The sequence below is a fragment of the Phreatobacter sp. genome, from assembly GCF_027532945.1.
Taxonomy (GTDB): Bacteria; Pseudomonadota; Alphaproteobacteria; order Rhizobiales; family Phreatobacteraceae; genus Phreatobacter.
Genome location: NZ_JAPZTZ010000001.1, coordinates 22,689 through 49,257, shown reverse-complemented (window position 1 = coordinate 49,257; position 26,569 = coordinate 22,689). Strand labels below are relative to the sequence as shown.

22 protein-coding genes are annotated in these 26,569 nt (G+C 67.3%); 18 read left to right on the top strand and 4 right to left on the bottom strand.

Annotated elements, in window-relative coordinates; genetic code table 11:
* Positions 1-43 precede the first annotated feature (43 nt).
* Genes O9344_RS00220 through O9344_RS00210 form a run of 3 tightly spaced genes read left to right on the top strand, consistent with a single transcriptional unit; the run spans position 44 to position 4,110 of the window.
* Positions 44-1,495, top strand: a complete 1,452-nt coding sequence (locus tag O9344_RS00220; protein ID WP_298471351.1) for an FAD-linked oxidase C-terminal domain-containing protein — start codon at positions 44-46, stop codon at positions 1,493-1,495.
* Positions 1,496-1,502: 7 nt separating this feature from the next.
* Positions 1,503-2,681, top strand: coding sequence for an FAD-binding protein (locus O9344_RS00215; RefSeq protein WP_298471349.1), 1,179 nt, complete (start codon positions 1,503-1,505; stop codon positions 2,679-2,681).
* Positions 2,682-2,685: 4 nt separating this feature from the next.
* Complete coding sequence (locus O9344_RS00210) at positions 2,686-4,110, top strand: heterodisulfide reductase-related iron-sulfur binding cluster (protein WP_298471347.1); 1,425 nt, start codon at positions 2,686-2,688, stop codon at positions 4,108-4,110.
* A 4-nt stretch (positions 4,111-4,114) separates the two neighbouring features.
* Here O9344_RS00210 and O9344_RS00205 read toward each other — a convergent pair whose 3' ends face one another.
* A complete protein-coding gene (locus O9344_RS00205; RefSeq protein WP_298471344.1) occupies positions 4,115-4,576 on the bottom strand; it encodes a MarR family transcriptional regulator in 462 nt (153 codons plus the stop codon).
* Between the two features lie 154 nt (positions 4,577-4,730).
* On the opposite strand from O9344_RS00205, the gene O9344_RS00200 reads away from it, so the two are divergent.
* Positions 4,731-5,153, top strand: coding sequence for an organic hydroperoxide resistance protein (locus O9344_RS00200; RefSeq protein ID WP_298471341.1), 423 nt, complete (start codon positions 4,731-4,733; stop codon positions 5,151-5,153).
* A gap of 54 nt (positions 5,154-5,207) precedes the next feature.
* Here O9344_RS00200 and O9344_RS00195 read toward each other — a convergent pair whose 3' ends face one another.
* Positions 5,208-6,173, bottom strand: a complete 966-nt coding sequence (locus O9344_RS00195; RefSeq protein ID WP_298471338.1) for a hypothetical protein — start codon at positions 6,171-6,173, stop codon at positions 5,208-5,210.
* A gap of 172 nt (positions 6,174-6,345) precedes the next feature.
* On the opposite strand from O9344_RS00195, the gene O9344_RS00190 reads away from it, so the two are divergent.
* The 11 genes from O9344_RS00190 (at position 6,346) to O9344_RS00140 (ending at position 14,902) form a co-directional block, all read left to right on the top strand.
* Positions 6,346-7,185 carry a hypothetical protein gene (locus O9344_RS00190; protein ID WP_298471335.1) on the top strand — a complete coding sequence of 280 codons (840 nt, stop codon included), beginning with the start codon at positions 6,346-6,348 and terminating at the stop codon, positions 7,183-7,185.
* A gap of 46 nt (positions 7,186-7,231) precedes the next feature.
* Positions 7,232-7,558, top strand: a complete 327-nt coding sequence (locus O9344_RS00185; protein ID WP_298471332.1) for a hypothetical protein — start codon at positions 7,232-7,234, stop codon at positions 7,556-7,558.
* 118 nt (positions 7,559-7,676) lie between these two features.
* A complete protein-coding gene (aceB, locus tag O9344_RS00180) occupies positions 7,677-9,266 on the top strand; it encodes a malate synthase A (RefSeq protein ID WP_298471330.1) in 1,590 nt (529 codons plus the stop codon).
* 211 nt (positions 9,267-9,477) lie between these two features.
* Positions 9,478-10,359, top strand: coding sequence for a TorF family putative porin (locus tag O9344_RS00175; protein WP_298471328.1), 882 nt, complete (start codon positions 9,478-9,480; stop codon positions 10,357-10,359).
* A gap of 236 nt (positions 10,360-10,595) precedes the next feature.
* Positions 10,596-11,489, top strand: a complete 894-nt coding sequence (locus O9344_RS00170) for a DUF2076 family protein (protein ID WP_298471325.1) — start codon at positions 10,596-10,598, stop codon at positions 11,487-11,489.
* A 131-nt stretch (positions 11,490-11,620) separates the two neighbouring features.
* Positions 11,621-12,028, top strand: a complete 408-nt coding sequence (locus tag O9344_RS00165) for an NADH:ubiquinone oxidoreductase subunit NDUFA12 (protein WP_298471322.1) — start codon at positions 11,621-11,623, stop codon at positions 12,026-12,028.
* A gap of 133 nt (positions 12,029-12,161) precedes the next feature.
* Positions 12,162-12,866 (top strand): DUF2155 domain-containing protein, encoded by a 705-nt coding sequence (locus tag O9344_RS00160; protein ID WP_298471320.1) that lies wholly within the window; start codon positions 12,162-12,164, stop codon positions 12,864-12,866.
* 51 nt (positions 12,867-12,917) lie between these two features.
* Entirely contained in the window at positions 12,918-13,259 is a 342-nt protein-coding gene (locus tag O9344_RS00155) for a hypothetical protein (RefSeq protein WP_298471318.1), read from the top strand.
* 38 nt (positions 13,260-13,297) lie between these two features.
* Entirely contained in the window at positions 13,298-13,816 is a 519-nt protein-coding gene (locus O9344_RS00150) for a copper chaperone PCu(A)C (protein ID WP_298471315.1), read from the top strand.
* A 1-nt stretch (position 13,817) separates the two neighbouring features.
* The gene (locus O9344_RS00145; RefSeq protein ID WP_298471312.1) at positions 13,818-14,246 is read left to right on the top strand and encodes a copper chaperone PCu(A)C; all 429 of its coding nucleotides are present in this window, start codon (positions 13,818-13,820) and stop codon (positions 14,244-14,246) included.
* A gap of 14 nt (positions 14,247-14,260) precedes the next feature.
* A complete protein-coding gene (locus O9344_RS00140; protein WP_298471310.1) occupies positions 14,261-14,902 on the top strand; it encodes a flavin reductase family protein in 642 nt (213 codons plus the stop codon).
* A gap of 1,245 nt (positions 14,903-16,147) precedes the next feature.
* On the opposite strand, the gene O9344_RS00135 is transcribed toward O9344_RS00140, so the two are convergent.
* On the bottom strand, positions 16,148-19,420 hold the full coding sequence (locus O9344_RS00135) for a PAS-domain containing protein (protein ID WP_298471307.1): 3,273 nt from the start codon (positions 19,418-19,420) through the stop codon (positions 16,148-16,150).
* 234 nt (positions 19,421-19,654) lie between these two features.
* On the opposite strand from O9344_RS00135, the gene O9344_RS00130 reads away from it, so the two are divergent.
* The 3 genes from O9344_RS00130 (at position 19,655) to O9344_RS00120 (ending at position 25,946) form a co-directional block, all read left to right on the top strand.
* Positions 19,655-21,583 (top strand): S8 family serine peptidase, encoded by a 1,929-nt coding sequence (locus O9344_RS00130; protein WP_298471305.1) that lies wholly within the window; start codon positions 19,655-19,657, stop codon positions 21,581-21,583.
* 73 nt (positions 21,584-21,656) lie between these two features.
* Positions 21,657-23,165, top strand: coding sequence for a threonine ammonia-lyase, biosynthetic (gene ilvA, locus O9344_RS00125; RefSeq protein ID WP_298471303.1), 1,509 nt, complete (start codon positions 21,657-21,659; stop codon positions 23,163-23,165).
* 201 nt (positions 23,166-23,366) lie between these two features.
* Entirely contained in the window at positions 23,367-25,946 is a 2,580-nt protein-coding gene (locus tag O9344_RS00120) for an EAL domain-containing protein (RefSeq protein WP_298471299.1), read from the top strand.
* 3 nt (positions 25,947-25,949) lie between these two features.
* On the opposite strand, the gene O9344_RS00115 is transcribed toward O9344_RS00120, so the two are convergent.
* The gene (locus tag O9344_RS00115; RefSeq protein ID WP_298471296.1) at positions 25,950-26,549 is read right to left on the bottom strand and encodes a response regulator; all 600 of its coding nucleotides are present in this window, start codon (positions 26,547-26,549) and stop codon (positions 25,950-25,952) included.
* Between the last annotated feature and the right edge of the window lie 20 nt (positions 26,550-26,569).

Genomic DNA, 26,569 nt, shown 5'->3' with positions numbered 1-26,569 from the left:
GCGCTGCGCACCAGCCTCCGGACGAGAACAAGGGGAGACCGCCATGGCCATCGCCTTTCCTGCCCCGCGTGCCGACGTGCTGGCGAAACGCGACCGGGTGATTGCCGCGCTGAAGGCCATCGTGCCGGGCGAGGGCGTCATCACCGAGGAGAACGAGCGCCGCGCCTTCGAAACCGATGCGCTGACCTCCTACCGCCGCATCCCCATGGTCGTTGTCCTGCCCGAGGCCACCGAGCAGGTGGCGGCGATCCTGGCGCTGTGCCACGCCGAGGGTGTGCCCGTGGTGGCGCGCGGCGCCGGCACCTCGCTCTGCGGCGGCTCGATCCCCCAGGAGGACGCGGTCGTCCTCGGCGTCGCCAAGATGAACCGGGTGCTCGACGTGAACTTTTCCGACCGCACCATGCGGGTGCAGGCGGGCATCACCAATCTCGCCATTTCCGGCGAAGTCGCCCATGCCGGCTTCTTCTATGCGCCCGATCCGTCGAGCCAGCTCGCCTGCACCATCGCCGGCAATGTGGCGATGAATTCGGGGGGCGCGCATTGCCTTAAGTACGGCGTCACGGCCAACAATATCCTCGGCCTCAAGCTGGTGACGGTGGAGGGTGAGATCGTCGAGATCGGCGGTGGCGCGCTTGATGCGCCGGGCTACGACCTCATCGGCCTGCTCGTCGGCTCCGAGGGCCAGCTCGGCGTCGTCACCGAGGTGACGGTGCGCATCCTGCGCCAGGCTGAGGGGGCGCGGCCGGTGCTGTTCGGCTTCCGGGAGATCGCCGCGGCGGGCAAGACGGTCGCCGACATCATCGGCGCGGGCATCATTCCGGTCGCCATCGAATATATGGACCGCGAGGCCATCCATATCTGCGAGGCCTTCGCCAAGGCCGGCTATCCGCTGGATGTCGAGGCTATGCTCATCATCGAGGTCGAGGGCTCGGATGCCGAAATGGACGCGATGCTCGCCCGCATCGTCGAGATCGCCCGGCGCCATGACGTGGCGGTGGTGAAGGAATCGAAGTCGGCCATGGAGACCGCCGCCATCTGGAAGGGCCGCAAGTCCGCCTTCGGCGCCACCGGCCGCGTCGCCGACTATATCTGTATGGACGGCACGATCCCGACTGGCCGCCTGCCGGAGGTGCTGGAGGGCATCGACCGGATCGTGAAGGGCTACGGCCTGCGCGTCGCCAATGTCTTCCATGCCGGCGACGGCAATCTCCACCCGCTGGTGATGTTCAACGTCAACGACCCCGCCGAGCAGGTGAAGGCCGAACATGCCGGCGAGGACATCCTGCGTCTGTGCGTGGCGGTCGGCGGCTGCCTCACCGGCGAGCACGGCGTCGGCATCGAGAAGCGCGACCTGATGCGCGAGCAGTTCACCGAAGTGGACCTGTTGCAGCAGACGCGGATCAAGACGGCGCTCGACCCGAAATGGATCCTCAACCCCGCCAAGGTCTTCCCGCTGGACGCGCCGCGGGACGAGACGCCGCGCGCGGCGGCTTGAGGCATCCATGACCCTCCACACGCCCTCCACCGCGGCCGAACTTGCCGCCATCGTGACCGAGGCTCGGCGTGCCCGCACGCCGCTCGCCGTCGCCGGTGGCAGCACGCGCGCCGGTCTCGGCCGCCCGGTCCAGGCTGCCGCGACAGTCTCGACCGCAAAGCTCTCGGGCATCACGCTCTACGAGCCCGCCGAACTCGTCATCGCCGCCAAGGCCGGCACGCCGCTGCGCGAGGTTACCGAGACGCTCGCGGCACGCGGCCAGCGCCTGCCCTTCGAGCCGATGGATCATCGCCGCCTGCTGGGCAGCGTCGGCGAGCCGACCGTCGGCGGCGTTGCCGCGGCCAATGTCTCGGGACCCGCGCGGATCAATCTCGGCGCGGCGCGCGACTCGATGATCGGGCTCAAATTCGTCAACGGCCTCGGCGAGGACGTGAAATCCGGCGGCCGCGTCATGAAGAACGTCACCGGCCTCGACCTGGTGAAGGCGCTGGCGGGATCGCATGGCACGCTCGCGGTCTTCCACGAGGTCTGTTTCAAGGTCCTGCCCGTCGCCGAAGCAGAGCGGACTTTGGTGATCGAAGGCCTCGACGTCGCGAAGGCGGTGGCGGCGCTCTCGGCAGCGCTGGGCTCGCCGTTCGAGCCGACCGGGGCGGCGCATGTGCCGGCCAAGGGGGCCGATGCCGCCCGCACGCTCATCCGCATCGAGGGCTTTGCCGCCTCGCTCGCCTATCGCACCGATGCGCTGTCCAAGCTGCTCGCGCCCTACGGCGCCGTATCCGTGATCGACGGCGAGGCGGGCCTGACACTCTGGGCCGATATCCGTGACGCCGCGATCTTCAGCGATACGGAGGAGGCGGTCTGGCGCATCTCGGTGCCGCCGAGCGCCGCACCGGCGCTGGCGGAGCGGCTCGCACCGCTGGCTCCGCGCCTGATGCTGGATTGGGGCGGTGGCCTCGTCTGGGCCGGCATTGCCATCGGCAGCGATGCCGGCGCAAAGGCCGTCCACGCCGCGGCCAAGGCTGCCGGCGGCCATGCGACGCTCATTCGGGCACCGGAGGTGGTGCGAGGATCGGTGGACGTCTTCGCGCCGCTCGCGACGCCGGCCATGGCGCTGCAGAAGCGCATCAAGGCGAGTTTCGACCCGGATGGGATCCTCAATCCCGGTCGCATGTATCGGGGGATGTGAGGCCATGCAGACCAACTTCACGCCCGAACAGCTCGCCGATCCCGCCATCGCCACGTCGGAGAAGATCCTCCGCACCTGCGTCCATTGCGGCTTCTGCACCGCGACCTGCCCGACCTACCAGCTGCTCGGCGACGAGCTCGATTCGCCGCGCGGCCGCATCTACCTGATGAAGGAGATGTTCGAGACCGGCCGTCCGGCGACGGCCGAGGTGGTCAAGCATGTCGACCGCTGCCTCTCCTGCCTCTCCTGCATGACCACCTGCCCCTCGGGCGTGCATTACATGCACCTGGTCGACCATGCCCGCGCCCATATCGAGGCGACCTACGAGCGGCCCTGGACCGACCGGCTGATGCGGGGCGTGCTCGCCACCATCCTGCCCTATCCCAACCGCTTCCGGCTGGCGCTCGCCGGCGGCTTCCTTGCCAAGAAGGCGCTGTCCATGGTCTCGGTGCTGCGCTGGAAGGGCCGCGCGGCGGTCGCCGTGTCGCGCAAGACCATCGGCCCGATCGCTGAGCGGGCCGGGATCCTGAAACGCACCCGCGCCATGATCGAACTTGCGCCGGACCGGCTGCCCTCGCGCTCACATCTCGACCGCGGCGGCGTGCATCCGGCCGAAGGCGTCCGGCGCGGCCGCGTCGCGCTGCTGCAGGGCTGCGCCCAGCCGGTGCTGCAGCCCGGCATCAACGAGGCGGCGGTGCGCCTCCTGACACGCATCGGTATCGAGGTGGTCTTCGCCAAGGGCGAGGGCTGCTGCGGCGCGCTCGTCCACCATATGGGCCGCGAGGAGCAGAGCCACGCCCAGGCCAAGCGCACCATCGACGCCTGGATCGCCGAGATGGACGGGGCGGGGCTCGACGCCATCGTCATCACGGCGTCTGGCTGCGGCACGACGATCAAGGATTACGGCTTCATGTTCCGCAACGACCCGGCCTATGCCGACAAGGCGGCGCGGGTCTCGGCCATCGCCAAGGACGTCACGGAGTATCTGGCGACGCTCGACCTGCCCGCCCTTCCTGGCAATGGCATCGTCGCGACCTATCACTCGGCCTGCTCGATGCAGCACGGCCAGCAGATCAAGGACACGCCGAAGAACCTCCTCAAGGCCGCGGGCTTCACCGTGAAGGAGCCGCCGGAGGGTCACCTGTGCTGCGGGTCGGCCGGTGTCTACAACATCATGCAGCCGGAGATCGCCGAGCGACTACGCGACCGGAAGGTGGCGAACCTCGACAAGACCCGCCCCGATGTGATCGCCGCCGGCAATATCGGCTGCATCACCCAGATCGCGAAGGGGTACGAGGACCATGCGCGCCCCGTGCCGATCGTCCACACGGTCGAGCTCCTCGACTGGGCGCATGGCGGGACGGTGCCGGAAGCGCTCGCCGACACGCTGCTGTCGGCGCGGCCGGCCGGGCTCGCCGCGGCCGAATAGACCCTCAGGTGGGACCGGCCGCCTCGGCCGTGGCGTTGAGCGCATCGCGCAGCACCGCGATGTCCTGGCGCAGCCGGATGACATCGGGCCAGGGGCGGCCAATGGCGCAGCCGAGGGCGAGCGGAATGTCCTTCGCCTTCGCCTTCAGCGCCAGCCCTTCCGCGGTGAGGCCGATCAGCACCGAACGCTCGTCCTGGGGATCACGACGGCGCGCGACGAGGCCGAGCTTTTCGAGGCGCTTGAGGAGCGGGGTCAGCGTGCCCGAATCGAGGCCCAGCCTCTCGCCGATCGCCTTCACCGAGAGGTCGTCCCGCTCCCAGAGGACGAGCATGGTCAGGTACTGCGGATAGGTGAGCCCCAGCGGCGCCAGCAGCGGCTTGTAGACCCGGGTAAAGGCATGGGCCGCGGAATAGACCGCGAAGCACAGCTGGTCGCCCAGCTTCTGAACGTCATGATCGTCCGCCATCCTCGCCTCCGCTGCCCCAGAGACCGCAGCCGCCGCCGCGGCGCAAGGCCTGCATCCCGCGTCACATGACCTATTGCAAACAATTAGATTGCGTGCAACGTAATTCATGACGCTGACGCAGCGCCGGTTTCAACACCGCCCCAGGGAGACCCCCATGAAGATCCTCTACACCGCCCACGGTTCCGCCACCGGTGGCCGCACCGGCACCGCCGCGTCGGACGACGGGCGCCTGTCCGTCACGCTCGACACGCCGAAGGAGCTCGGCGGCGGCGGTGGCCAGGGCACCAATCCCGAGCAGCTTTTCGCGGCTGGCTATTCCGCCTGCTTCCTCGGTGCGCTGAAGTTCGTCGCCGGCAAGGCCAAGGTCGCGCTGCCTGCCGAGACGAAGGTGAGCGCGGCGGTCGGCATCGGCCCGCGTGACGATGGCACCGGCTTCGGCATCGATGTCGGGCTGACCATCAGCGCCCCTGGCATCGACAAGGCCGTGCTCGAGGACCTCGTTGCCCAGGCCCACATCGTCTGCCCCTATTCCGAGGCCACCCGCAAGAACCTCGACGTGCGCCTCGCCGTCGCCTGATCTGGCCGGCCCCGGCCAAGGGCGTCCGCGGCTCGCCGCGGGCGCCTTTTTGCGTCAGGCCACGGCCTCCGCCAGAGCCGACCCCAGGCCATAGGTTGCGAGGAAGGCGTCGAGGTCGGCCTGCGTGACCGCACCGCCAGCCATCGCGAGAGCGCGGTTACCGATCAGCGCCCATTTGTCGATGGGAACGCGCCGCATGACCTGCGACCTGAGACGCGGCATGGCGGCGGCCACTTCGGCGATGGTGAGGACCTCGCAGCGGCGGCGGAAGGCCTCCTCCTTGCGGGCGAACCGACGATTGTCGCCGCTGCCGATCTCGTAATTGGCGAAGCCGAGACCGGTCTTCAGATATTTCATGTGCCAATAGGCGAAGCCGGTGAAGACCCGGCGGAAATGATATTTCCGGAAATCCTCGAAACGGCGGTCGTGGACGAAGTAGGCGTCCGGCGTCATGGCGAAGAAGCCGATGTCGCCATTGCCGGAAAAGGGCGTATCGGCATGGATGCCGACCCTGCCCGCCTCGTCCCGCACCAGATTGAGGCCTGAGAAGCATAGCATCCGTCCGGGCGCGAGGCCGTCGCGCCGCAGCCGCTCGACCATGGGGACGAGGCCCCGCTCGAAGGCGATGTGGTCGTCGTCGAGCTTCACGACGACCTGCCGCGTCGTGCGCGTCAGGGCGAAGTTCGAGTAATTGACGACGCTATGCGGCGAGGCCGCGGGCTCGGCGGCATGGGCCGTGGAACCCGGCGGATGAACCCGCGGCAGGTAGTGGAACAGCTTCAGCTTGTCGGATCCGAGCTCGTCCTGCAGCGCGGCGAGGACAGCCTCGGTTCCGTCGGTGCACTGGTTGTAGACGGCGACGATCTCGTCAACGAAGGGGGCGTGGCTGAGAATGGTCGGGCGCAGGAAATCCGCTCCGTTGCGCGTGCGCACGAAGGCCGAGATACCGGGCCGCCGCTCGGCGATGGCGAGGTCGCCCGGGCTGAAGGAATAGGTATCGACGGGAGTGATGACGGCCATGGCGGATCGGTGAAACAGGGAGCCCCGCCATAGACGGGGCGCCGGCCAAAATCCAGCACGCCGGCCGATGCGACGCGCGATCTCCTTCCCGCATCCGGAAACATCGCGACTCATATTCTCTTTTTAGTTGTATTAAGTTCGTCATGCACTCGACACCAGGGAGGAACACCTCATGGCCGTGCATGTCACACTCGAGATCTTTTCCGGCCGGCCCAATCCCAGTTGGATCCTCAGCGACTCTCAGGTCAAGGACCTGACGCGCTTCCGGGAGACGCAGCCCAAGGCCTTTCGCCGGGCCGCCGCTCCCGCAGCGCTTGGCTATCGCGGCTTCACCATCCGCGAGATCGGCGGCGACACCGGCAAGCCGACAATCGCGAGCCGCGGCCGGGCGCTGCTTGGCGGCCACATCGCCGGACCGGAGGTAGAGGAATTCCTGCTGGCCACCGCTCCGGCGCAATCCATTGAGGACGCCATCCGCAAGCATGTGCGCAGCCAGTTCGTGAACTGGACCAAGCTGATCGACCTCTCCAAGATCCTCAAGCCGCTGGCCTGCCCGATCTGCAAGGCGGCCGATGCGCCGGCCTACAATCCAGCCTTCTGGAACACGCCGGCCATCCAGCCCTACAACAACTGCTACAACTATGCGAACAACCAGGCGACGAACACCTTCGCCCAGCCCGGCAGGGCGCATGGCATCACGCTCAGCAACCTGCAATGCGCGCCGGTCTCGGCCGCCGCTCAAGCGGACGGCCTGCAGCCGGTGCCCGATTTCTCCGCCACCCGCACCGCCGGCCAGGGCTGGTACGTGGCACTGGTGATCTGGCCGAACACCGACTACCACTGGTACCGGCAGGACAATGTGGGCTGCTGGAGCCACAAGCCCGGCCAGACCGCCGCCCGCAACACCGACAATGCCGGCAAGACGATCCAGGATCCGAAAACATGCGATCGCGGGCCCTACACCCAGTTCTGCGGCTACATGGCGACCGGCTCCTGGGTCCGGATCAACTGAGCTTCGGACCGGTGACCGGCATGGGGCGATCACCGTGCTGGCGGTGATGATCGACCTGCTCTCGGGCATGCCGAATCCCGCATGGACACTCTCCTGCGAGGAGGCCGCGGTCCTGTCCGGGCTCGTGCGCGACCTCGTCCCGGCGACCGGTGCGGCCCCCTCTCCACCCGGCCTCGGTTATCGCGGCCTCGTGGTCAGCACGGACTGTGCCGGCTTGCCTGCCGGAACCTGGCGGGTGTTCGGCGGCGCCATCCATCTGACGGATGGCGTGATGACCGACGCGGATCGGCATCTGGAACGGGCGCTCCTCGCCAGTGGCGAGGGGCGCGTCGAAGCCCGCTGGCTGGCCGCGGCCCGCGAGGCGATCCGCTAGATTATTTCCCTCACGGATAAAGTGCTGAGCACCTTCGCTCGTTTCGGCATAGGCCGCCGCGCTCTATATCTCTGTCATGCGCCGCGTGTTCCGACCGCGGCAAGAGGAGGAGATGAGCATGACCGCGATGACCGGCGTCACCATCACAGGCGCGATGGGCCCCCGCTACGACGAGATCCTGACCCCCGAGGCCATCGCCTTCGTGGTGGACCTGCAGCGCACCTTCAACGAGACCCGCAAGCGGCTGCTGAAGCTGCGCGTCGAGCGGCAGAAGCAGTTCGACGCCGGCGCCCTGCCCGACTTCCTGGCCGAGACCAAGCACATCCGTGACGCCGCCTGGACCGTCGCGCCGATCCCGGCCGACCTACAGGACCGCCGCGTCGAGATCACCGGCCCCGTGGACCGCAAGATGGTCATCAACGCGCTGAACTGCGGCGCCAAGTGCTTCATGGCCGATTTCGAGGACGCCAACTCGCCGACCTGGTCGAACCAGATCGAGGGCCAGATCAACCTCAGGGATCGCTGGGCCGGCACCCTCGCCTTCACCGATCCCAATTCCGGCAAGTCCTATGCGATGAAGGACAAGGTCGCGGTCATCATCCCGCGCCCGCGCGGCTGGCACCTGCCCGAGGTCCATGTGCAGGTCGACGGCGAGGATATGTCGGGCTCGCTGTTCGACTTCGGCCTCTACGTCTTCCACAACGCCAAGGCGTCGATCGCCAAGGGCTCGGGCCCCTATTTCTACCTGCCGAAGATGGAGAGCCATCTCGAGGCGCGGCTGTGGAACGACGTCTTCGTCTATGCCCAGGACAAGCTCGGCATCCCCAAGGGCACGATCAAGGCGACCGTCCTGATCGAGACACTGCCGGCGGCCTTCGAGATGGACGAGATCCTGTTCGAGCTGAAGGACCACATGGCGGGCCTCAATGCGGGCCGCTGGGACTATATTTTCTCCTTCATCAAGAAGCTTGCCCGCAACCAGGCCTATGTGCTGCCGGACCGCAGCCAGGTGGTGATGAGCAAGGCCTTCCTGAAGGCCTATGCCGAGCTTCTGGTGAAGACCTGCCACAAGCGCGGCGCCTTCGCGATGGGTGGCATGGCGGCGCAGATCCCGATCAAGAACAACCCCGAGGCCAATGCCGCCGCCTTCGCCAAGGTGAAGGCGGACAAGGAGCGCGAGGCCACCATCGGCCACGACGGCACCTGGGTCGCCCATCCCGACCTCGTGCCTGTGGCGATGGAGGCCTTCGATCGCCTCATGCCGACGCCAAATCAGGTGTCGCGCCAGCGTGACGACGTCAGCGTCGGCCAGAAGGATCTGCTTCAGATCCACGAGGGCTCGAAGTCCGAGGCCGGCTACCGCGAGAACATCCGCGTCGGTGTCCAGTACATCGAGGCCTGGCTGCGCGGCCGCGGCGCCGTGCCGATCTACAACCTCATGGAGGATGCCGCGACCGCCGAGATCTCCCGCGCGCAGATCTGGCAGTGGACCACCTATGGCGTGGCGCTGGAGGGCGGCATCGCCTGCACCCCGGACTTCTTCGACCGGGCGCTGAAGGAGGAGATGGAGGTCGTCCGGAACGAGGTTGGCGCCGAGGCATTTGACAAGGGCCGGTTCAAGGAGGCGATCGGTCTGTTCCGCACGTTGTCGCTGGCACCGGACTTCGAAGAGTTCCTCACGCTTCCGGCTTACCGGATGCTGACCTGACGAATCGCCGTAAGGACCAAAATGGTTAACAAAGGCTCTGTTGCCGCGGCGCAACAGAGCCTTTTCTTCCTTCGTGGATGCCGATTATTTGGGCGAAACACAGTCTTTTGCCTCGTTTTTTTCCTTCCCTGCCACGTCGGGTTGTGACGTGATCGTGACGTACTGAAGGTGATTTGGGCCGGAGCAACGGCCCCGCAGGCAGGAGACGCAGATGTTCCGAAAAGTCGTTCTCACCGGCCTTCTGGCTGCCGCGCTCGGTTCGGGCGCACAGGCCGCCGATGTGGCCGCTCCGCCGGCGATTGCCGCTCCGGCGCCGTGGGCCTTCGACTTCGCCTTCGGCGGCAAGTTGATGTCGGATTATAACTTCCGCGGTATCTCGCAATCGGCGCGCGGCCCCGCGATCAACATCTACGGCGAGCTGCGCTATGGCTGGCTCTACGGCGGCGCGGCCTTCTGGACCACCAAGCTGCCGACCCGCCCCGTCGGCGAGATCGATATCTACGCCGGTATCCGCCCGGTCATCGGCGACCTGACGCTCGATTTCGGCGCCATGTTCTACCTCTACACGCCGGAGCGCCAGTTCATCACCACCGGCGCCGAAACCCCGGTGGCGCTCGCCGGCACCTGGACGCCGCGCAACACCGACTTCCTCGAGTTCTACGGCAAGGCCGGCTACGACATCACCCCCCAGTTCAACCTGGGCGGCGCGGTCTACTACTCGGCCAACTGGCTCGGCACCGGCGCCTATGGCCTCTATGCCGAGGTCAACGCCAAGTACAAGCTGCCGAATGATTTCGCCATCTCGGGCGCCGTCGGTCACTACTGGCTGGGCAACACGACCGTCTTCGGAGCCGGCAACTTCAACATCCAGGATTACCTGTACTGGAATGCCGGTGTGTCCTGGACCTACAAGGACGCCGTCACCCTCGACCTGCGCTACCATGGCACCAACCTGACCTCGCAGCAGTGCTTCGCGACGACCGGCGACTATCGCGGCGTGTTCACCGGCTCGGGCCGGTCCAACTGGTGCGGCCACAGCGTGGTGGCGACCCTCTCGGTCGACCTGCAGTGGTCGAAGCTGCCCTATAAGTGATCTGATCCCTTCAACGGGATAGCCGGAGGCCGGGGCTTGCCCCGGCCTTTGTCGTTATGGGGGCTGCGACGCGCCGCCACGCCGATGGGCTCTGGCGTTGTGGCAGTCGCGGTCCCATGTTTCCTCCGCCCAGTGAATCGTCTGCCGAAGCGACATGAGATCGCCATGCAGCGGTGCCAGACAGGCAGCATGCGGGGGCGACCCGCCTCGACCCGTCTTCCGGAGGATCCTTCCCCATGAACCAACAGGAACGCGACATCATCGCCGGCCTGTTCGACCGCCTCAAATCGGCCGAAAGCCAGCAGCGCGACCCCGCGGTCGACGCCTTCATCAAGGAGCGCCTCACCCAGCAGCCCGGCGCCGTCTATGCGCTGCTGCAGTCCATGTATGTCTCCGACCAGGCGCTGAACGACCTGTCGCGCCAGAACGAGGCGATGCAGGGCCAGCTGCGCGGCATGCAGGGCCAGATCGACCAGCTCCAGCAGCAGCTCCAGCGCCAGCCGGAGCCCCAGCAGGGCGGCTTCCTGTCCTCGATCTTCGGCTCGAAGCCCGCCGCTGCACCGCCGGCCCCGCCGCGTCCGCTCGGCATGGGCATGGCTCCGCCGCCCCCCGGTTTCGGCCAGCAGCCCGCCGCGCCTGCCTATGGCGGTCCGCCGCAGCCCGGCTATGGCGCTCCGCCCCAGCCCGGCCCCTGGGGCCAGCCGCAGGGTGGTCCGATGGGTGGTCCGCAGGGTGGTCCCTGGGGTCAGCCCCAGGGTGGTCCGCAGGGTGGCCCGATGGGCGGTCCTTGGGGCCAGCAGGCCGCTCCGCAGCAGCAGAGCCGCGGTGGCGGCTTCCTCGCCACGGCCGCGACGGCCGCGGTGGGCGTTGCCGGCGGCATGCTCGCCGCAAATGCCATCTCCTCGATGATGGGCGGCGGCACCCGCACCGCTTCGGCGTCTCCGGCAACCGATGCCGGCGCCACCCAGTCGGCCGAGAAGAGCGCTCCGCAGGACAGCTACACTGGCGGTGCCGGTGACCAGAGCGCGGAGAAGGGCGGCTACGATCAGGGCTATGGCAATGACAGCTACCACGAGGCCGGCTACGACAACGGCGGTGGCTACGACGATTTCGGCGGCGACGACGTCTGATCGCCTCTGAACGCTTATTCTGCGCGGCCGCTCCCCCGGGGGCGGCCGCTGCCATGAGCGGGGTGCGGCTGGACAATGGCCGGCGCGGGTGGCATGAACCGGACTATCCGGAAATCGCGCGCGGGCGGTCCATGAAGGCCTTCTTCCTCAAGTTCTTCACCTGGTGGAACAGCCAGACCTTCGGCACGCAGTTCACCATCTGGCGCGACGGCGTCTTCGTCGGCGAGGACGAGTTCGGCAACCGCTACTACCGCTCGCGCTTTGCCAAGGACCCAGCGCTTGGCCACGAGCGTCGCTGGGTCATCTACAACGGCTATGCCGACGCCTCCGCCATCCCGCCGGGCTGGTACGGCTGGATGCATCATCGCACCACCGAGCCGCCGACCTCCGCTTCCTATCAGCCGCGCGCCTGGCAAAAGCCGCACAAGCCCAATGGCACGGGCACGGCGGAGGCCTATCGCCCGCCGGGGTCGACGCTCGCCGCCGGCAAGCGTCCCCGCGCCACCGGCGACTACCAGGCCTGGACGCCTGGTCAGTGATCGAGGCGCGGAACCGCCGCATCGGCATGGTTCCGCCACTTTCCCGCGTCACATGACCGGCAGCAGGCCCTGTTCGCCTGCTTCCGCCGCGCACCGGCCGCCGGTGCCACGACCACGGACGAGAGAGCACAGCTTGGCCCCTTCTCCCCGGATCCTTCTTGCGCTGACCGGCCTCGGTGCGCTCGCGCTCGCCGCGCTCGCACCCGCCTCCGGCCCGGTCCTGGCGCAGTTGCAGCTGGGGCCTCCGCCCACCTCGCAGCCGCGTCCGAGCGCCCCGCCGCCGGCAGGACAATTGCCGCCGGCTCCGCGGCCGCCGCAGGCCCGCCCCGCCCGTCCTGCGGTCCCCACCGACCCGCCGCCGCCCTCCGCCGATGATGCGCCGCGCGACCGCCGCCGCGCCCTTCCCGGCGAGACGGTGGCGCCGGCTCCCGACGAAACGGTGATCGCGCCGCCCCGGCAGAAGATCAACAATCCCACCGCCGTCTTCTCCGGCCTCGACAAGATCACCGGCCGCATCATCTCCTTCGACGTCGCGATCGACGAGACGGTGCAGTTCGGCGCGCTGCAGGTGACGCCGCGCGTCTGCTACACGCGCCCTTCCACGGAAACGCCGCAGACGACCTCTTTCGTCGAGGTCGACGAGGTGACGCTCTCGGGAGAGGTCCGGCGCATCTATTCTGGCTGGATGTTCGCGGCGAGCCCCGGCCTCTCCGGCGTCGAGCACGCCGTCTATGATGTCTGGCTCACCGACTGCAAGCAGAGCGCCCCGGCGGTCCAGGGCCAGCCCCAGGCGGCCCAGCCGCAGGCGCCGGCGGCCAATGCACCGCAGCGGCGCTGACCCGCGCGCCCTGTGATTGCCGCGGGCATCACAGGGGCCTAGATAGGCCGCATGCGCCCGATGCGCCTTGTTGCCATCCTCCTTCTTGCCTTTGCGCTCGCCGCGCAGGGACTGCTCGTGCAGACGGCGCGGGCGGCGCAGGTTGCCGCCATGCCGGACCTGACGGGCTTCTGCCTGTCCGACGAGAAGGGCAACAGCCACCCGCCCGACCGGAACTGCACAGTGCACTGCCTTCTCGCCGGCGGCGGCGATGGCGCAGCGATCCCGGTCCGCGAGCCCGCAACACCTGTCGTCTTCGCTCCCATGGCTCGCTCCATGGGGGCGCCGGCGGAGGCCTTCCGACCTCGCCCCACTCTCGACCAGGCCGCCAGGGCGCCGCCGGTCATCGCCTGATGACCGCCGCCTCCCCTGTCCCTGATCGAGAGATATCCATGAACCGACGCCTGTTTCTCGCGGCCGCCGCCGCCATCGTTCCCAGCATTGCCGTGGCCCAGGGCCATGGCCACACCGGCAATGCTGCCGCAAACCCCGCCATCTTCCGCCTCGGCGCGCTGGTGATCGAAGCGCCATGGACCCGCGCGACGCCGGGCGGCGCCCGGGTCGCCGGCGGCTTCATGACCATTCGCAATACCGGCACCTCGCCGGACCGTCTCGTCGGCGGCACCTTTCCGGGCGCGCCGCGGGTCGAGGTCCACGAAATGGCCATGGCCGACGGCATGATGCGGATGCGCGAGCTGCGCAGCGGTCTGGAGATCCCCGCGGGGGGTTCGGTTCAACTGCGCCCGGGCGGCTACCACATGATGTTCATGGAGCTGGGCGAGCCGGTCCGGGCCGGCGCGCCGCTGCGGGGCACGCTGGTCTTCGAGAAGGCCGGCACGATCGAGATCGCCTATGACGTGGCGCCGGTCGGCGCACCGGGCCCTGCCGGCCACGGCGCGGCGAGGCACTGACATGATCGATCGCCGCAGTCTTCTCGCTGCCCCCGCGCTTCTCGCGGCAGTGCCGGCCTTCGCGCATTCCTATCGCCACGGCGACCTGATGATCGGCCATGCCTGGTGCCTGCCGTCGGAGGGGGCGACGACGCGCGCCTTCATGCCGCTGGCGGTCGTCCAGAACCAGCCCGACGCGCTCCTGTCCGCGCGGACGGACGTGGCTGAGGCCGTGGAGTTCCGCCCGGTGGCCGGCGGGCCCGCCGCCCCGCGCTGGGACATCGTCCCCCGCCGGCCGATCGGCATGCGAGCGGACGGGCCGCATCTTCTGCTCACCGGCCTGAAGCGCCCGCTGAAGGTTCGTGACCGCTTCCCCCTGACCCTCGTCTTCGAGCGCAACGGCGCCAAGGAGGTCGAGATCTGGGTGGAGCGTGCACCCTATTCCTCCTGACCGCTGAGGCCGCAATGCGCTCCATCCCGCTCGACACCCTGCCGGGGGACCGGATCTACAAGATCCTCTGCTCGCTCGTCGTGCCGCGTCCCATCGCGCTGGTCTCGACGCTCGGCCCGGGCGGGGTGGTGAACGCCGCCCCCTTCTCGTTCTTCAACGTGTTCTCGGAAGCGCCGCCCCTCGTCGTCCTCGGCCTGCAGCACAAGCCCGACCATTCCCCGAAGGACACGACCCGGCACATCGCCGCGGCCGGGTCCTTCGTGGTCAATATGGTCGACGAGGCGCTGGCCGAGGCCATGAACACCTGCGCCATCGACTTCCCGCCCGATGTCTCGGAGGTCGAGGCTGCCGGCCTCACCACAGCTGCCTCGGTGACCATCCCTGCACCGCGGATCGCCGAGGCGCCGGCCGCGCTCGAATGCGTCCGCGAGGTGTCACTCGCCTTCGGACCGCAGCGCGAACTGCTGGTCGGGCGAGTGCTGCATGTGCATGTCCGCGAGGACGTGATGGACGAGAAGTTCAACGTCGACATGGCGGCCTATCGCCCGGTCGGCCGGCTCTTCGGCAATCTCTATTCCCGCCAGGACGAGGTCTTCGGCCTCGATCGCGTCGACCACGCGACCTGGCTTGCTCGCAAACCGGCAAAAGAAGGGTAGTCGGCCAAACCTACATAGTATTCTGATCACCTTCTCGCGGCGAAGGCTATTTTGGCCATGATCTCGCAACAGCAAGAATTTCGTGGTGTGCCGATCAAATAAGGGTACTGCACACGACAGCCCCGCTCTTCGGGCGGGTTCCGTGCCATTGGTCAGTTTGCCGCCGTTGGTTGTGATCTATGTTGACATCGAACGTCCATACCTTCGGATATGGACGTTCGGTACGCAACTGGCGACAAGTCGATCCCGTTTTTCGAATTTTCCGATATCTAGGAGCCATGGGAAAACACATGCCACCGAGGACCGAACGAGCGCACTTAATCGTTAGCTGCCTATTCGGGACAGATTTTGACGCCGTTTACCCTGCAATTCCTGGACAACGATGTGTATTCTTTACGGACAAGCCGGCGCTTCAGACTCACATACGAGCAATGGGATGGGAGTGTGTTCTGTGGAAGCCTGACGAAATCTCCAAGGATATACTATGCTCTTCACTGCAATCCAAATGGGTGAAGTTTCTGAAATTCTTGGACTCATTTGATAATTTTTCTTGCTTTCAATCAATTACATATGTTGATCACAAATTTTCAATAACTCATGAGCACATCAATTGGATTTTGAACAATCGTGATGAGGCGAAGGATGTTCTCATACGCGAAACCCCCCTGCAAAAAGAAACACTTTCTGCAGAAATTGACGCTGCGCGTGGCCAAGAGAGATACGAACGCCACATGCAGGAAACGCGAGCGTATCTTTATGCGCTAATTTCAAATGGCCTCATTTCGGAGAACATTAGAATCATGAATACTGGACTTATTCATTACATAAATCCGACCAACGCACGACCTCTCTCCGACGCCGTGTATGAGGCGTGCTGGCGCCTGAAACAGCCCGAATGTCAGATCCTGTGGGCTGCATTGTCGCAGATTCACCCCGTGAAGGTGCAAAGAGTTGCTTGGGAAGCGCTAAATCCCCTCTGGGCCGCGCCAGAACGGCCGACTCAGATTTAGCTTACGATCATATGATCCTGGGGCGACCTCCTTTCCTTTTGGGCGCGTAAATGGCGGGTTCGGCACGTATCGGCTAGTAGCAAGCCGACTGAAACAGTGGGGGTCCATCGCACGCCTGAGAACAGCTTCGGGGATATGGGAGGTACCATCCGAGTCACCCAGCCGGTGGCTTTTGGTATCGTAGCAAGCGCCTTCAGGCTGTCAGTTGCGGTGAATACGGAACCTGAGCAAGCCTCTAACCCTGGAACCGATCGATCAGCCCCGAGACATCCATTGTGCCGCGCGGCGGGCTGACGAGATAGCCCTGGACGTGGCTGCAGCCACAGGCGCGCACGATGGCGAGCTGCTCCTCGCTCTCGACCCCTTCGGCGGTGGTGTCGATGCCGAGACTGCGGCCGAGCTGTGCCATGGCGCGGACGATCGCCGCATTGTCCGCGCCGCGGTCGAGATCGGCGATGAAGGACCGGTCGATCTTGATCTTGTCGAAGCGGAAGCGGCGCAGGTAGCTCAGCGAGGAGTAGCCGACGCCGAAATCGTCCATGGCGATGCGCACGCCGAGCGCCCGAAGGTCGTGCAGCATGGCCATGGTGACGTCGTCGTTCTGCAGCAGCACCGCCTCGGTGATCTCCAGCTCCAGCCGGCCGGGAGCAAGGCCCGTCTCGGCGAGGACCCGTCTCACCATGTCGACGAGCTGACGGTCCTTGAACTGAACCGGCGAGAGGTTGATCGCGACCGGCACGGAGGTGGGCCAGGTGACGGCCTGGCGGCAAGCGGCCTCAAGCACCCAGCGGCCAAGCGGCACGATGAGGCCGGTCTCCTCGGCGATCGGGATGAAGTCGTTCGGAGGCACCGGGCCGCGCAAAGCATGGGTCCAGCGGACCAGCGCCTCGAAGCCGGCAAGCTTGAGGCCGGTGCTGTCGACCTGCGGCTGGAAGACGAGGTGAAATTCCTGCGCCGCGAGCGCCTCGCGCAGGTCGAGCTCCAGTTCGCGGCGCGCCTCCATGCTGCGGCTCATGTCCGCCTCGTAGAAGCGGTAGGTTGAACGGCCCTCGGCCTTGGCGCGGTAGAGCGCGAGATCGGCGCATTTCATCAACTGGTCGCCCGACCCGGCGTCGCGCAGCGCGATGGCGATGCCCATGCTCATGCTGGTGTTGATGACGTGCCCTTCGATAACGAGCGGCTCGCTGAGAGTCTGGCCGAGGCGGCGCGCCATGCATTCGGCGCCGCCGGGCGTCCCGTCGCGCCCGCTCAGCAGGATGGCGAATTCGTCGCCGCCGAGACGGGCGATCGTACCGGCATCGCCGACCGCCTGTTCGAGGCGGCGGGCGACCACCGACAGCATCTCGTCGCCGACGGGGTGGCCGAGCGTGTCGTTGACCGACTTGAAATGGTCGAGGTCGAGGCAGAGCAGGGCGAGCGAACCATCCGAGGTCGAGAGAGCAGCCAGCCCTTCAGCCAGGCGTTCGCGGAAGAGAGTCCGGTTCGGCAGGCCGGTGAGCGCGTCGTGGTGAGCCAGATGGACGATGTGCTGCTCGACCTTGTGGCGCTCGGTCACGTCCTCGTGGACTGCCACCCAGCCGCCATGGGGCATGGGCTGATAGAGGACCTTGTAGATGCGGTCGCCGGACAAGTGGCGGTGGGAGAGATATTCGCCGCGGCGCAGGCTGTCCAAATAGTCGGCGACCAGTTCCTCGGGGCCTGCCTTGGCGTAGTTGCCCTGGGCAATGCTGTGGCGGACGATGTCCAGCATGGCGATTCTGGGACGCACGACATCGGCGGACATGCCGTACATGTCGAGGTAGCGCCGGTTGCAGACGATGAGGTTGAGATTTTCATCGAGCATGGCGAGGCCATGGGCCATGTTGTTCAGCGCCACGTTGAAGCGGCGGTGCTGCTCGCTGAGCTCCAGCGTTGCGCGCTCGCGGGCCGTGACGTCCTCGAAGGTGGCGAGCCAGCCGCCATCGGTCATGGGCTGGACGCGGATGTTCAGGATGCGGCCGTCAGCGAGATGCCGGGTGAGGGCATAGCCCCTGTGCGCCTCCACCATGCTCATGAATTCGTCGGCGATGTCCTGCGCCGTTCGCCCGTTCGTATGGACGCCGCGGGCGACGCTGCGCTCGATCACCTCGACCATGGTCATGCCCGGCCGGACATCGTCTTCCTCCAGCCTGTAGATGTCGAGGTAGCGCCGGTTGCGGACCACGACGCGCATGTGGCGGTCATAGACGCAGAGGCCCTGTGCCATGCTCTCGAGCGTGGCGTCGAGGAGCAGGTTCTGCTGCTGCACCTCGGCCAGCGCCCGCGCGCGCTCCACCTCGGCGCGGCGGATCTCGGTGACGTCCTCGAACATGCCGAGCCAGCCGCCATTCGCCATGGTCTCGATGGAGACGGCGATGATGCGACCGTCGGTCATCTCCTGGTCGTAGCTTCTCCCGTCGCTGCGGGCGATCGCTTCGAGACGCCGGGCAACGAGCTCGTCGGCGCTCATCCCGGGATAGCTGCCGAGCTGAACGCCATGCGCGAAGATATCCCGCAGGGTAATGCCCGGCTTCACCACGGCGGGATCGGCGCCGAAGAGGGTGACGTAGTTCTCGTTGCAGACGATCAGGCGCTGGTCCGCGTCGAACATGCACAACGCCTGGGACATGGCATTAAGCGCCGCGTCGAAGCGCTGGTGCTGCTCGTTCAGCTCCTGGATGAAGGTTTCGCGTTCCGTCACGTCCTCGGCAGTGAACACCCAGCCGCCACCGGGCATGGGCCGTGACCGGGTCTCGATCCATCGCCCGTCGAGCAGTTGCCGGCGCTTGCTGACCTCCGAACCGGACGCGATGACGCGGCGCGAGTCTTCCTGCAACTGCTCCAGCGTCATGCCGGCATAGATTCCGCGCTCGATGCCGTGAGCCTGGACCTGGCGGAGGTGGGCGCCGCGACGCACGATGGCCGGATCGTAGCCGTACATGGTGATGTAGCGGCTGTTGAAGATGACGAGCCGCTGGTCGACGTCGAACACCGCCAGGGCGTGGGACATGTTCTCCAGCGCCTCCTCGAAGATCGAAGCCTGGGCACGTAACTCCTGCTCGAGGCGGTGCTGGGCGGTGATGTCGTGGTGGATGCCGACCCAGCAGCCATGGGCGGCGGGCTGGTAGCGGATGGAGACCACCCGCCCGTCGGCGAATTCCTCGATCCGAGAGAAGGGTTCACCCTTGGCCAGGAGGGCGAGCCGTTCGGCCCAGGCCTCCTCGATGGTCTTGTTGCCGAGACGACCACGGCTCGCGCTATAGACGAGCAGGCCACGCATCGGCGCGCCGACACGGATGACATCCTCGGACATGCCGAAGATCTCTCGCATCCTGGCGTTGGCGAGGCGAATGGTCAGATCGGGGGCGAAGACGCAGAAGCCGTGGGCGACGGAGTCGAGGGCGATGTCACGGTAATCGAGCGCGGCGGGATCGGCAGAGCGTCGATCCCGTTCGACTCGGCCAGCCGCTCCCATCCGCGTCAAAGCCAATCCCCGCTCCCTGGCTCAAGACAGCGGTGGTAGCGCGATTCGCCGAACATTGCGTTAACCCGGCGGTTGAAGTGCGCGATGAACCGCGTCAACTGGCGAGTATCGGGGCATTGCAACGGATGACACTGATGCTGCTGCGGCAGGGGGCGCGCGAAACCGAACCATGCCGGTGACGCCGCAGGTTGGAAACAGGGCCGCCCTAGGGCAGGCTGCCCGAACGCCGACGAGGTCCGCATGTCCCTGCCGTCACGCCGCTCCCGCATCGCGCTTGCCGGAACGCTCGCCGTCCTGATGGGCCTCGGCGGCCTGCCGGGGCTTGAACTCCGTCCGGCCGCCGCCCAGTTCGACCTCGGGGCAGGCTTGCGGTCTCTCGGCGGCGCCCAGGGTGCGGGCCGCGCCAATGACGTGCGCCGTCCCGGTGCAGCAGTCCCACGCCGCGGCCAGCCGACCTCCACCGCCCCGCGCGCCGTTCGCCGGGGCGCCGAGCCGCAGCAGGCAGCCCCGCAAGGCCTTCCCGGCGGGCTCGGTGCCCTCGCACCCGTCCTGGGCCTGCCTGCGCCCGCCCAGGCCCGACCGCAGCAGCCTGCCGTCCGCGGTGCGCGGCGCGGCCCCGCCCGCGCGCCCCAGGCGCAGCCTGAAGCTGGCAATGCCGCAGGCGCCGCGGCAGCGCTCGGTGTCATCGCCCCCGTGCTCGGCGCGGCGGTTGGAGGAGGCGGCATTCCCGGTGGTCCCGGCGGCATCCTGCCCCCCGGCCTGCCCGGCGGTGGCGGCTTCGGCGGCGGCGGCGGCGGACGCAACGCGATCATCGGCGCCGCGGCGGCGGCCATCGCCGTGCCGGCCATTCTCTCGATCATCGAACAGGCGCGCGCCAACACCGATGCGCGGTCGCCGGCTAGCGAGCCGCCGGGCCTGCCGCCTGCCAACGAACGGCGCTTCGTCGCGGGCGAAGTTCTCTTCATCATGTCGCCGGACGCGCCGCCCGAGGCGATCCGCCAGGTGGAGCGGCGCTTCGGTCTGCGCCTGTTGCAGCGCGAGACGGCGGAAACGGTCGGTGCGGTAATGCACCGCTACCGCGTGCCGAACCGCCAGACCGTGCCGGCCGCCATTCGCGCCATGCAGCAAGCCGTGGGCTTTGCCTATATCCAGCCCAACTACGTGTTCGAGAGGCCGGAATTCCGCGTGAAGCTGCAATCGGCCAACGCCATGCGGGCGCGGGGCGACGAGCGCCTGCAATATGTCATCGGCGCGCTCCGGCTGCAGGAGGCGCACCAGCTCGCCCGCGGCCAGCGTGTGGCGATCGCCGTCATCGATTCCGGCGTCGATGCCAGCCATCCCGAGCTTGAGGGCCGCGTCGTCCAGAGCTTTGATGCGGTGGGCGGCCAGTTCCGCGCGCATGAGCACGGCACCGGCATGGTCGGCGCCATCGTGGCGCAGCGCCAGCTGGTCGGCGTCTCGCCAGGGGCCGACATCTACGCCGTCCGCGCCTTCGCGCCCGGCCAGACCCAGGGCTCGACCGGCACCAGCTTCCACATCGTCAAGGCGATGGACTGGGCCATCCGCAACGGCGCCAAGGTCATCAACATGAGCTTCGCCGGACCGCGCGACCCGATGATCGCCCGTGCCATCCAGGTCGCTGCCGACCGGCGCATCGCCATGATCGCGGCCATGGGCAATGGCGGGCCGAACGCGCCCATTGCCTATCCGGCCGCCGATCCCAATGTCATCGCGGTCACGGCGACGGACCGCGACGGCCGGCTCTTCGATGCAGCGACCCAGGGCGAGCACGTGGCTCTCGCAGCCCCGGGCGTTGAGATCATCCTCCCGGCGCCGCGCGGCGGCTACCAGATCTCCTCCGGCACGTCGGTCGCGGCAGCCCATGTCAGCGGCGTTGCGGCGCTGATCCTCGAGCGCCATCCCGACGCCGATCCGGCGATGCTGCGGCGCCTGCTGCAGGCGACCGCCAGGCAGGGCGCGATCCCCGACCCGCGCCTCGGCGCTGGCGTGACCGATCCGGTGAGCGCGCTGACCGCCGAACTGCCGCGCCAGGAGGCGCCGCCCGCCATCGCCACCGCCCCCGTCCCGGCCGGCGAGGCGCCGCGGGCCGACGCCCAGTCGCAGCCGTCGCCGGAAGCCCCGGCACCCGCGACGGTGCCCCAGCGCTGAGGCGCCGCGCCGCCGACGCGGTTCCCTCCGCCGCTCCGGCGCGCTAGGAGCAGCGGCGGAAGGACCCGCCGTCATGCAGGATTACATCCGCGCCATCCTCTCGGCCCGAGTCTACGACGTGGCCATCGAGAGCCCGCTCGACCCGATGCCGCGCCTGGCGCAGCGCCTCGGCACGGCGGTGCGGCTGAAGCGCGAGGACCTGCAGCCGGTCTTCTCGTTCAAGCTGCGCGGCGCCTACAACAAGATGGCCGGCCTGCCGCGCGAGGCGCTCGATCGCGGCGTCATCTGCGCCTCGGCCGGCAATCACGCGCAGGGCGTCGCGCTGGCAGCGCAGAAGCTCGGCGTGCGCGCCACGATCGTGATGCCGAAGACCACCCCGGACATCAAGGTCCAGGCAGTGCGGAGCCGGGGCGGGCGCGTCGTCCTCCATGGCGAGAACTTCGACGAGGCCTATGCCCATGCCCGCCAGATCGAGGCGGAGAAGGGGCAGACCTTCATCCACCCCTACGACGATCCCGACATCATCGCCGGCCAAGGCACTGTGGGCATGGAGATCCTGCGCCAGCACCCCGACGCCATCGACGCGATCTTCGTGCCCATCGGCGGCGGCGGGCTGGCGGCCGGCCTTGCCGTCTTCGTCAAGTTCCTCAGGCCGGAGATCAAGGTCTTCGGCGTCGAGCCGGACGATGCGGCCTCCATGCGGGACGCCATCGCCGCCGGCTCAGGGGTGATCCTCAACCAGGTCGGGCTCTTCGCCGACGGCGTCGCCGTGCGGCAGGCTGGCGAGGAAACGTTCCGCCTGTGTCGCGACTTGCTTGACGGCGTCATCACGGTCAGCACCGACGAAATCTGCGCCGCGGTGAAGGACATTTTCGAGGACACCCGCGCCATCGCCGAGCCCTCGGGCGCGGTCAGCCTCGCGGGACTGAAGACCTATGCGGCCAGCCATCGCGGCACCGGCGCCTTGGTGGCGATCAATTCCGGCGCCAACATGAACTTCGACCGCCTGCGCCACATCGCCGAACGGGCCGAGATCGGCGAGCAGCGCGAAGCCCTGCTGTCGGTGACCATACCGGAGAAGCCGGGCAGCTATCGCCGCTTCATCCAGCTTCTCGGCAAGCGCGCCATCACCGAGTTCAACTACCGCTATGCCGACCCGCAGAAGGCGGAGATTTTCGTCGGCGTGCAGCTCGATGCCGGCGGCGAGGAGAAGCGCGCCATCCTCGCCCTGCTCGCCGAACACGGCTATCCCGTGCTCGACATGAGCGACAACGAACTCGCCAAGCTGCACGTGCGCTACATGGTCGGCGGCAAGACCCACGGCGTCGCCGGCGAGCGCATCTTCCGCTTCCAGTTCCCGGAGCGGCCCGGCGCCTTGCTGAAGTTCCTCACCTCGCTGTCCGAAGGGTGGAACATCTCGTTGTTCCACTACCGCAATCACGGCGCCGACTATGGCCGCGTTCTCGCCGGCATCCAGGTGCCGGCGGGGGATCATGCCCAGCTCAAGAAGCGGCTCGATGCGCTCGGCTATCCCTATTGGGAGGAGACCGACAACCCCGCCTACAAGGCCTTCCTGGGCTGAGGCGTGGCCGCGACGTTACGGCAATCTTTTGGCGCAATGACCTTTTCAGCAACCGGTTTACCAAACGACGCGATCAAGCGCCGGAGCGGCTTTTAGTTCCGCAAGCCGTTTCTGCGTTTACGAATTCCCCACGTCCTGACCGCACAATTCGCCGGTGCCATGAACGCCCCCAGACGAGGGCGGGGCAACGGAACGACCGGCATGACCATGCAACAGGTCTCCATCAAGGACATGGGTCTGTTCGGCCCCATCCTGGAACAGGCCATCGACGGCGTCGTCGTCATCGATCACGCCAATTGCGTCGTCCTGTTCAATGCAGCGGCGGAACGCATGTGGGGCCTCAAGCGCGAGGAGGTCCTAGGCCGCAACGTCTCCCTCCTGGTGCCAGAGGAGCATCGCCAGAACCACGATGCCGGGATCGACCGCAACCGCCATGGCGCGAAGAATCGCTTCGTCGGCACCACCGTGGAGGTCCCGATCGTCAGGCCCGACGGCTCGACCGTCTTCGGCTCGCTCTCGCTCTCCCGCACCACCATCGACGGCTGCATCTACTATGCCTCCTTCGTGAAGGACGTCACCGAGGAGGTGCGGCGCCGCGAGGAGCTCTATCTCCTGTCGCTGGTCGCCAACGAAACGGACCGTGCGGTCATCATCACCGACCGGCATCAGCGGATCGTCTATGCCAACCGGTCGTTCATCGACATGTTCGGCTATTCGCGCGAGGAGTTGATCGGGCAGGTCCCCTCCACCTTGCTCGCCGGCCAGCACACCGACTCCTCGATCCTGCGTGGGCTCGCGGGTCTGTCGCATGGCGAGAAGAGCGTCACCATCGAACTCATCGGCTATGACAAGGCCGGCCGGGAGCTCTGGATCGCGGCGACGGTAAACCCGGTCTTCGATGACGCCGGCAAGTTGCGCAACGCTGTCTGTGTCATCTCCAACATTACCGAGACGCGCCAGTCGCAGGTGCTCCAGCAGCGTGTGCTGGAGGCGGTCGCCCGCGACGACGAACTCGAGGCGGTAGCGACCCTCATCTGCCGCGAGGTGGAGGCCATCGCCCCGGGCGTCGTGTGCTCGATGATTCGCGTGGACGAAGAGAAGACCCTTCGTCCCATCGCCGGCCCCAGCCTGCCAGACCATTACTCCGCCGCCATCGACGGACTAGCGATCGGGCCGGGCGTCGGCTCCTGTGGCACGGCCGCCTTCCGGGGCGAGCCGGTGCTCGTCGAGGATATCGAGACCGATCCGCTCTGGGCGCCCTACAAGTCGCTGCCCCTGCCGCTTGGCCTCAAGGCCTGCTGGTCGAGCCCGATCAAGCTGAAGGACGGCCGTGTCGCGGGCACCTTCGCCTTCTACTACCGCGAGAAACGCGGTCCGAGCGCCTGGCACGAGCGCCTGGTGGAGGCGTGCCTTCACCTCGCGGCCCTCGCCATCGAGCGGCATGAGGCCAAGGCCCATATCGCCCAGCTCGCCTATTACGACACACTGACCGGCCTGCCGAACCGCTCGAAGCTGGCCGATGAGATCGATCAACGCATCGCAAGGATCGATGAGGGTGGCCTTGCCGGCATGGCGCTGCTCTACCTCGACCTCGATGGGTTCAAGGACGTCAATGATACGCTCGGCCATTCGGCCGGCGATGCGCTGCTGGTGGAAATCGGCCGCCGCCTCAGAGAGCAGGTCCGCCCGACCGACATGGTGAGCCGCCTCGGCGGCGACGAGTTCGTCGTCATCCTCGGCAGTTGCGAGAGTACCCATGCCTCGATGGTCGCCGAGCGCATCGTCAAGGCGCTGTCGCAGCCCCTGGCCATCGATTCGATGATGCTGTCGACCACCGCCAGCATCGGCATCAGCCTCTATCCCGGCGACAGCGCCGATCGCGAGGAACTGCTGAAACACGCCGACACCGCCATGTATGCGGCGAAGAACGCCGGCCGTGGCGCCTACCGCTTCTATGATCCCGCGATGAACCGCGAGGTGGAGGAGCGGCTGAGGATGGGCGAGGCGCTGAAGGAATCGCTCGCCCTCGGCCACCTGCAGCTGCACTACCAGCCGCAGCTGAGCGGCGAGGACGGCACGTTGCACGGGCTCGAAGCGCTCGCCCGCTGGCATCACCCTGTCTTCGGCCAGGTGCCACCGTCGCGCTTCATCGGCCTCGCCGAGGAATATGGGTTGATCGAGGCCATCGGCGAATGGGCTCTCGTCGAGGCCTGCCGGCAGGTCGCCGCCTGGCGCGCCAGCGGGCTCACCATTCCCTCCGTCTCGGTGAACCTCTCGCCGATGAACTTCCGCAACCGCCGCCTGCCGCTCATCGTCACCGCAGCGCTGGAGGCGGCGGGCCTGGAACCCGACGTGCTGACCATCGAGATCACCGAGGGGATCATGATGGACGATTGCGAGGCCACGCGGGCGACCGTCGAGGCCGTGGCGCGGCTCGGCGTTCGACTGTCGCTCGACGATTTCGGCACGGGCTATTCCAGCCTCTCGTCCCTTTCGACGCTGCCGATCGAGGAGATCAAGCTCGACCAGAGCTTCATCCATGGCCTGGAGAGCGACAAGAACGCCCGCGCCGTGGCCTCCGCCGTCATCCGCATCGGCCAGAGCCTCGGGCTCACCGTCGTGGCGGAGGGCGTGGAGACCGAACCGCAGCGGCGGTTCCTGCAGGGCCTGCGCTGCCACGTGATACAGGGCTATCTTTTCGCCCCGGCCCTGCCGCCTGCCACACTGGAGGCGTGGATCGCCGAGCGCGCACGGGTCGAGGGTTTCGAGGCGGTCGCCTGAGGCTCAGAGTCCGACAATCTCGGCCTGCTGGGTCGGACGGACATAGTCCTTGCACAGGCAATTGAGGCCGAGCGGACATTGGCGTTCGTCGGCACGGCCGTGATGGACACCGCAGATCATGCTGGCCATGGCGGATTCGCCGACGCGGCCGAGAACCTCCGAGCGCACCATCTTGGCGCGGGGGATGGGGCCAAAATAGACGCGGGTGCGCAGGAAGGGCCGTGGCATGGCGAGGACGGCCTCGGCCCTGGCGCGCAGCGTCTTCATGCTGAACGGACGGGCGACATATTCGTGGACCCCGGCGGTCACCGCGCCGAGGACGGCGGTGCGGGTGGGCAAGCCCGAGATCATGATGATGGGCGTGTATTGCAGGCCGCCCTGGGCCCGGCGCAGGAGCTGGGTAACCTCCAGCCCATCGAGACCAGCGAGATTGTAGCCGAGGATGATCAGGTTCGGCCGGAGCTGCTCGGCCTGTTCGATCACCTCGAAGCCGGTGCGGCATTCGGCGACCCGGCCAAGCCCCGTCACCACCGAGCGGATGATGCGCCGGGAAAAGGATTGTTCGTTAGCAACGAGGATCGTCGTGCTGTTCGGACGGTGCAAATTGACGGATGGACGTTTCG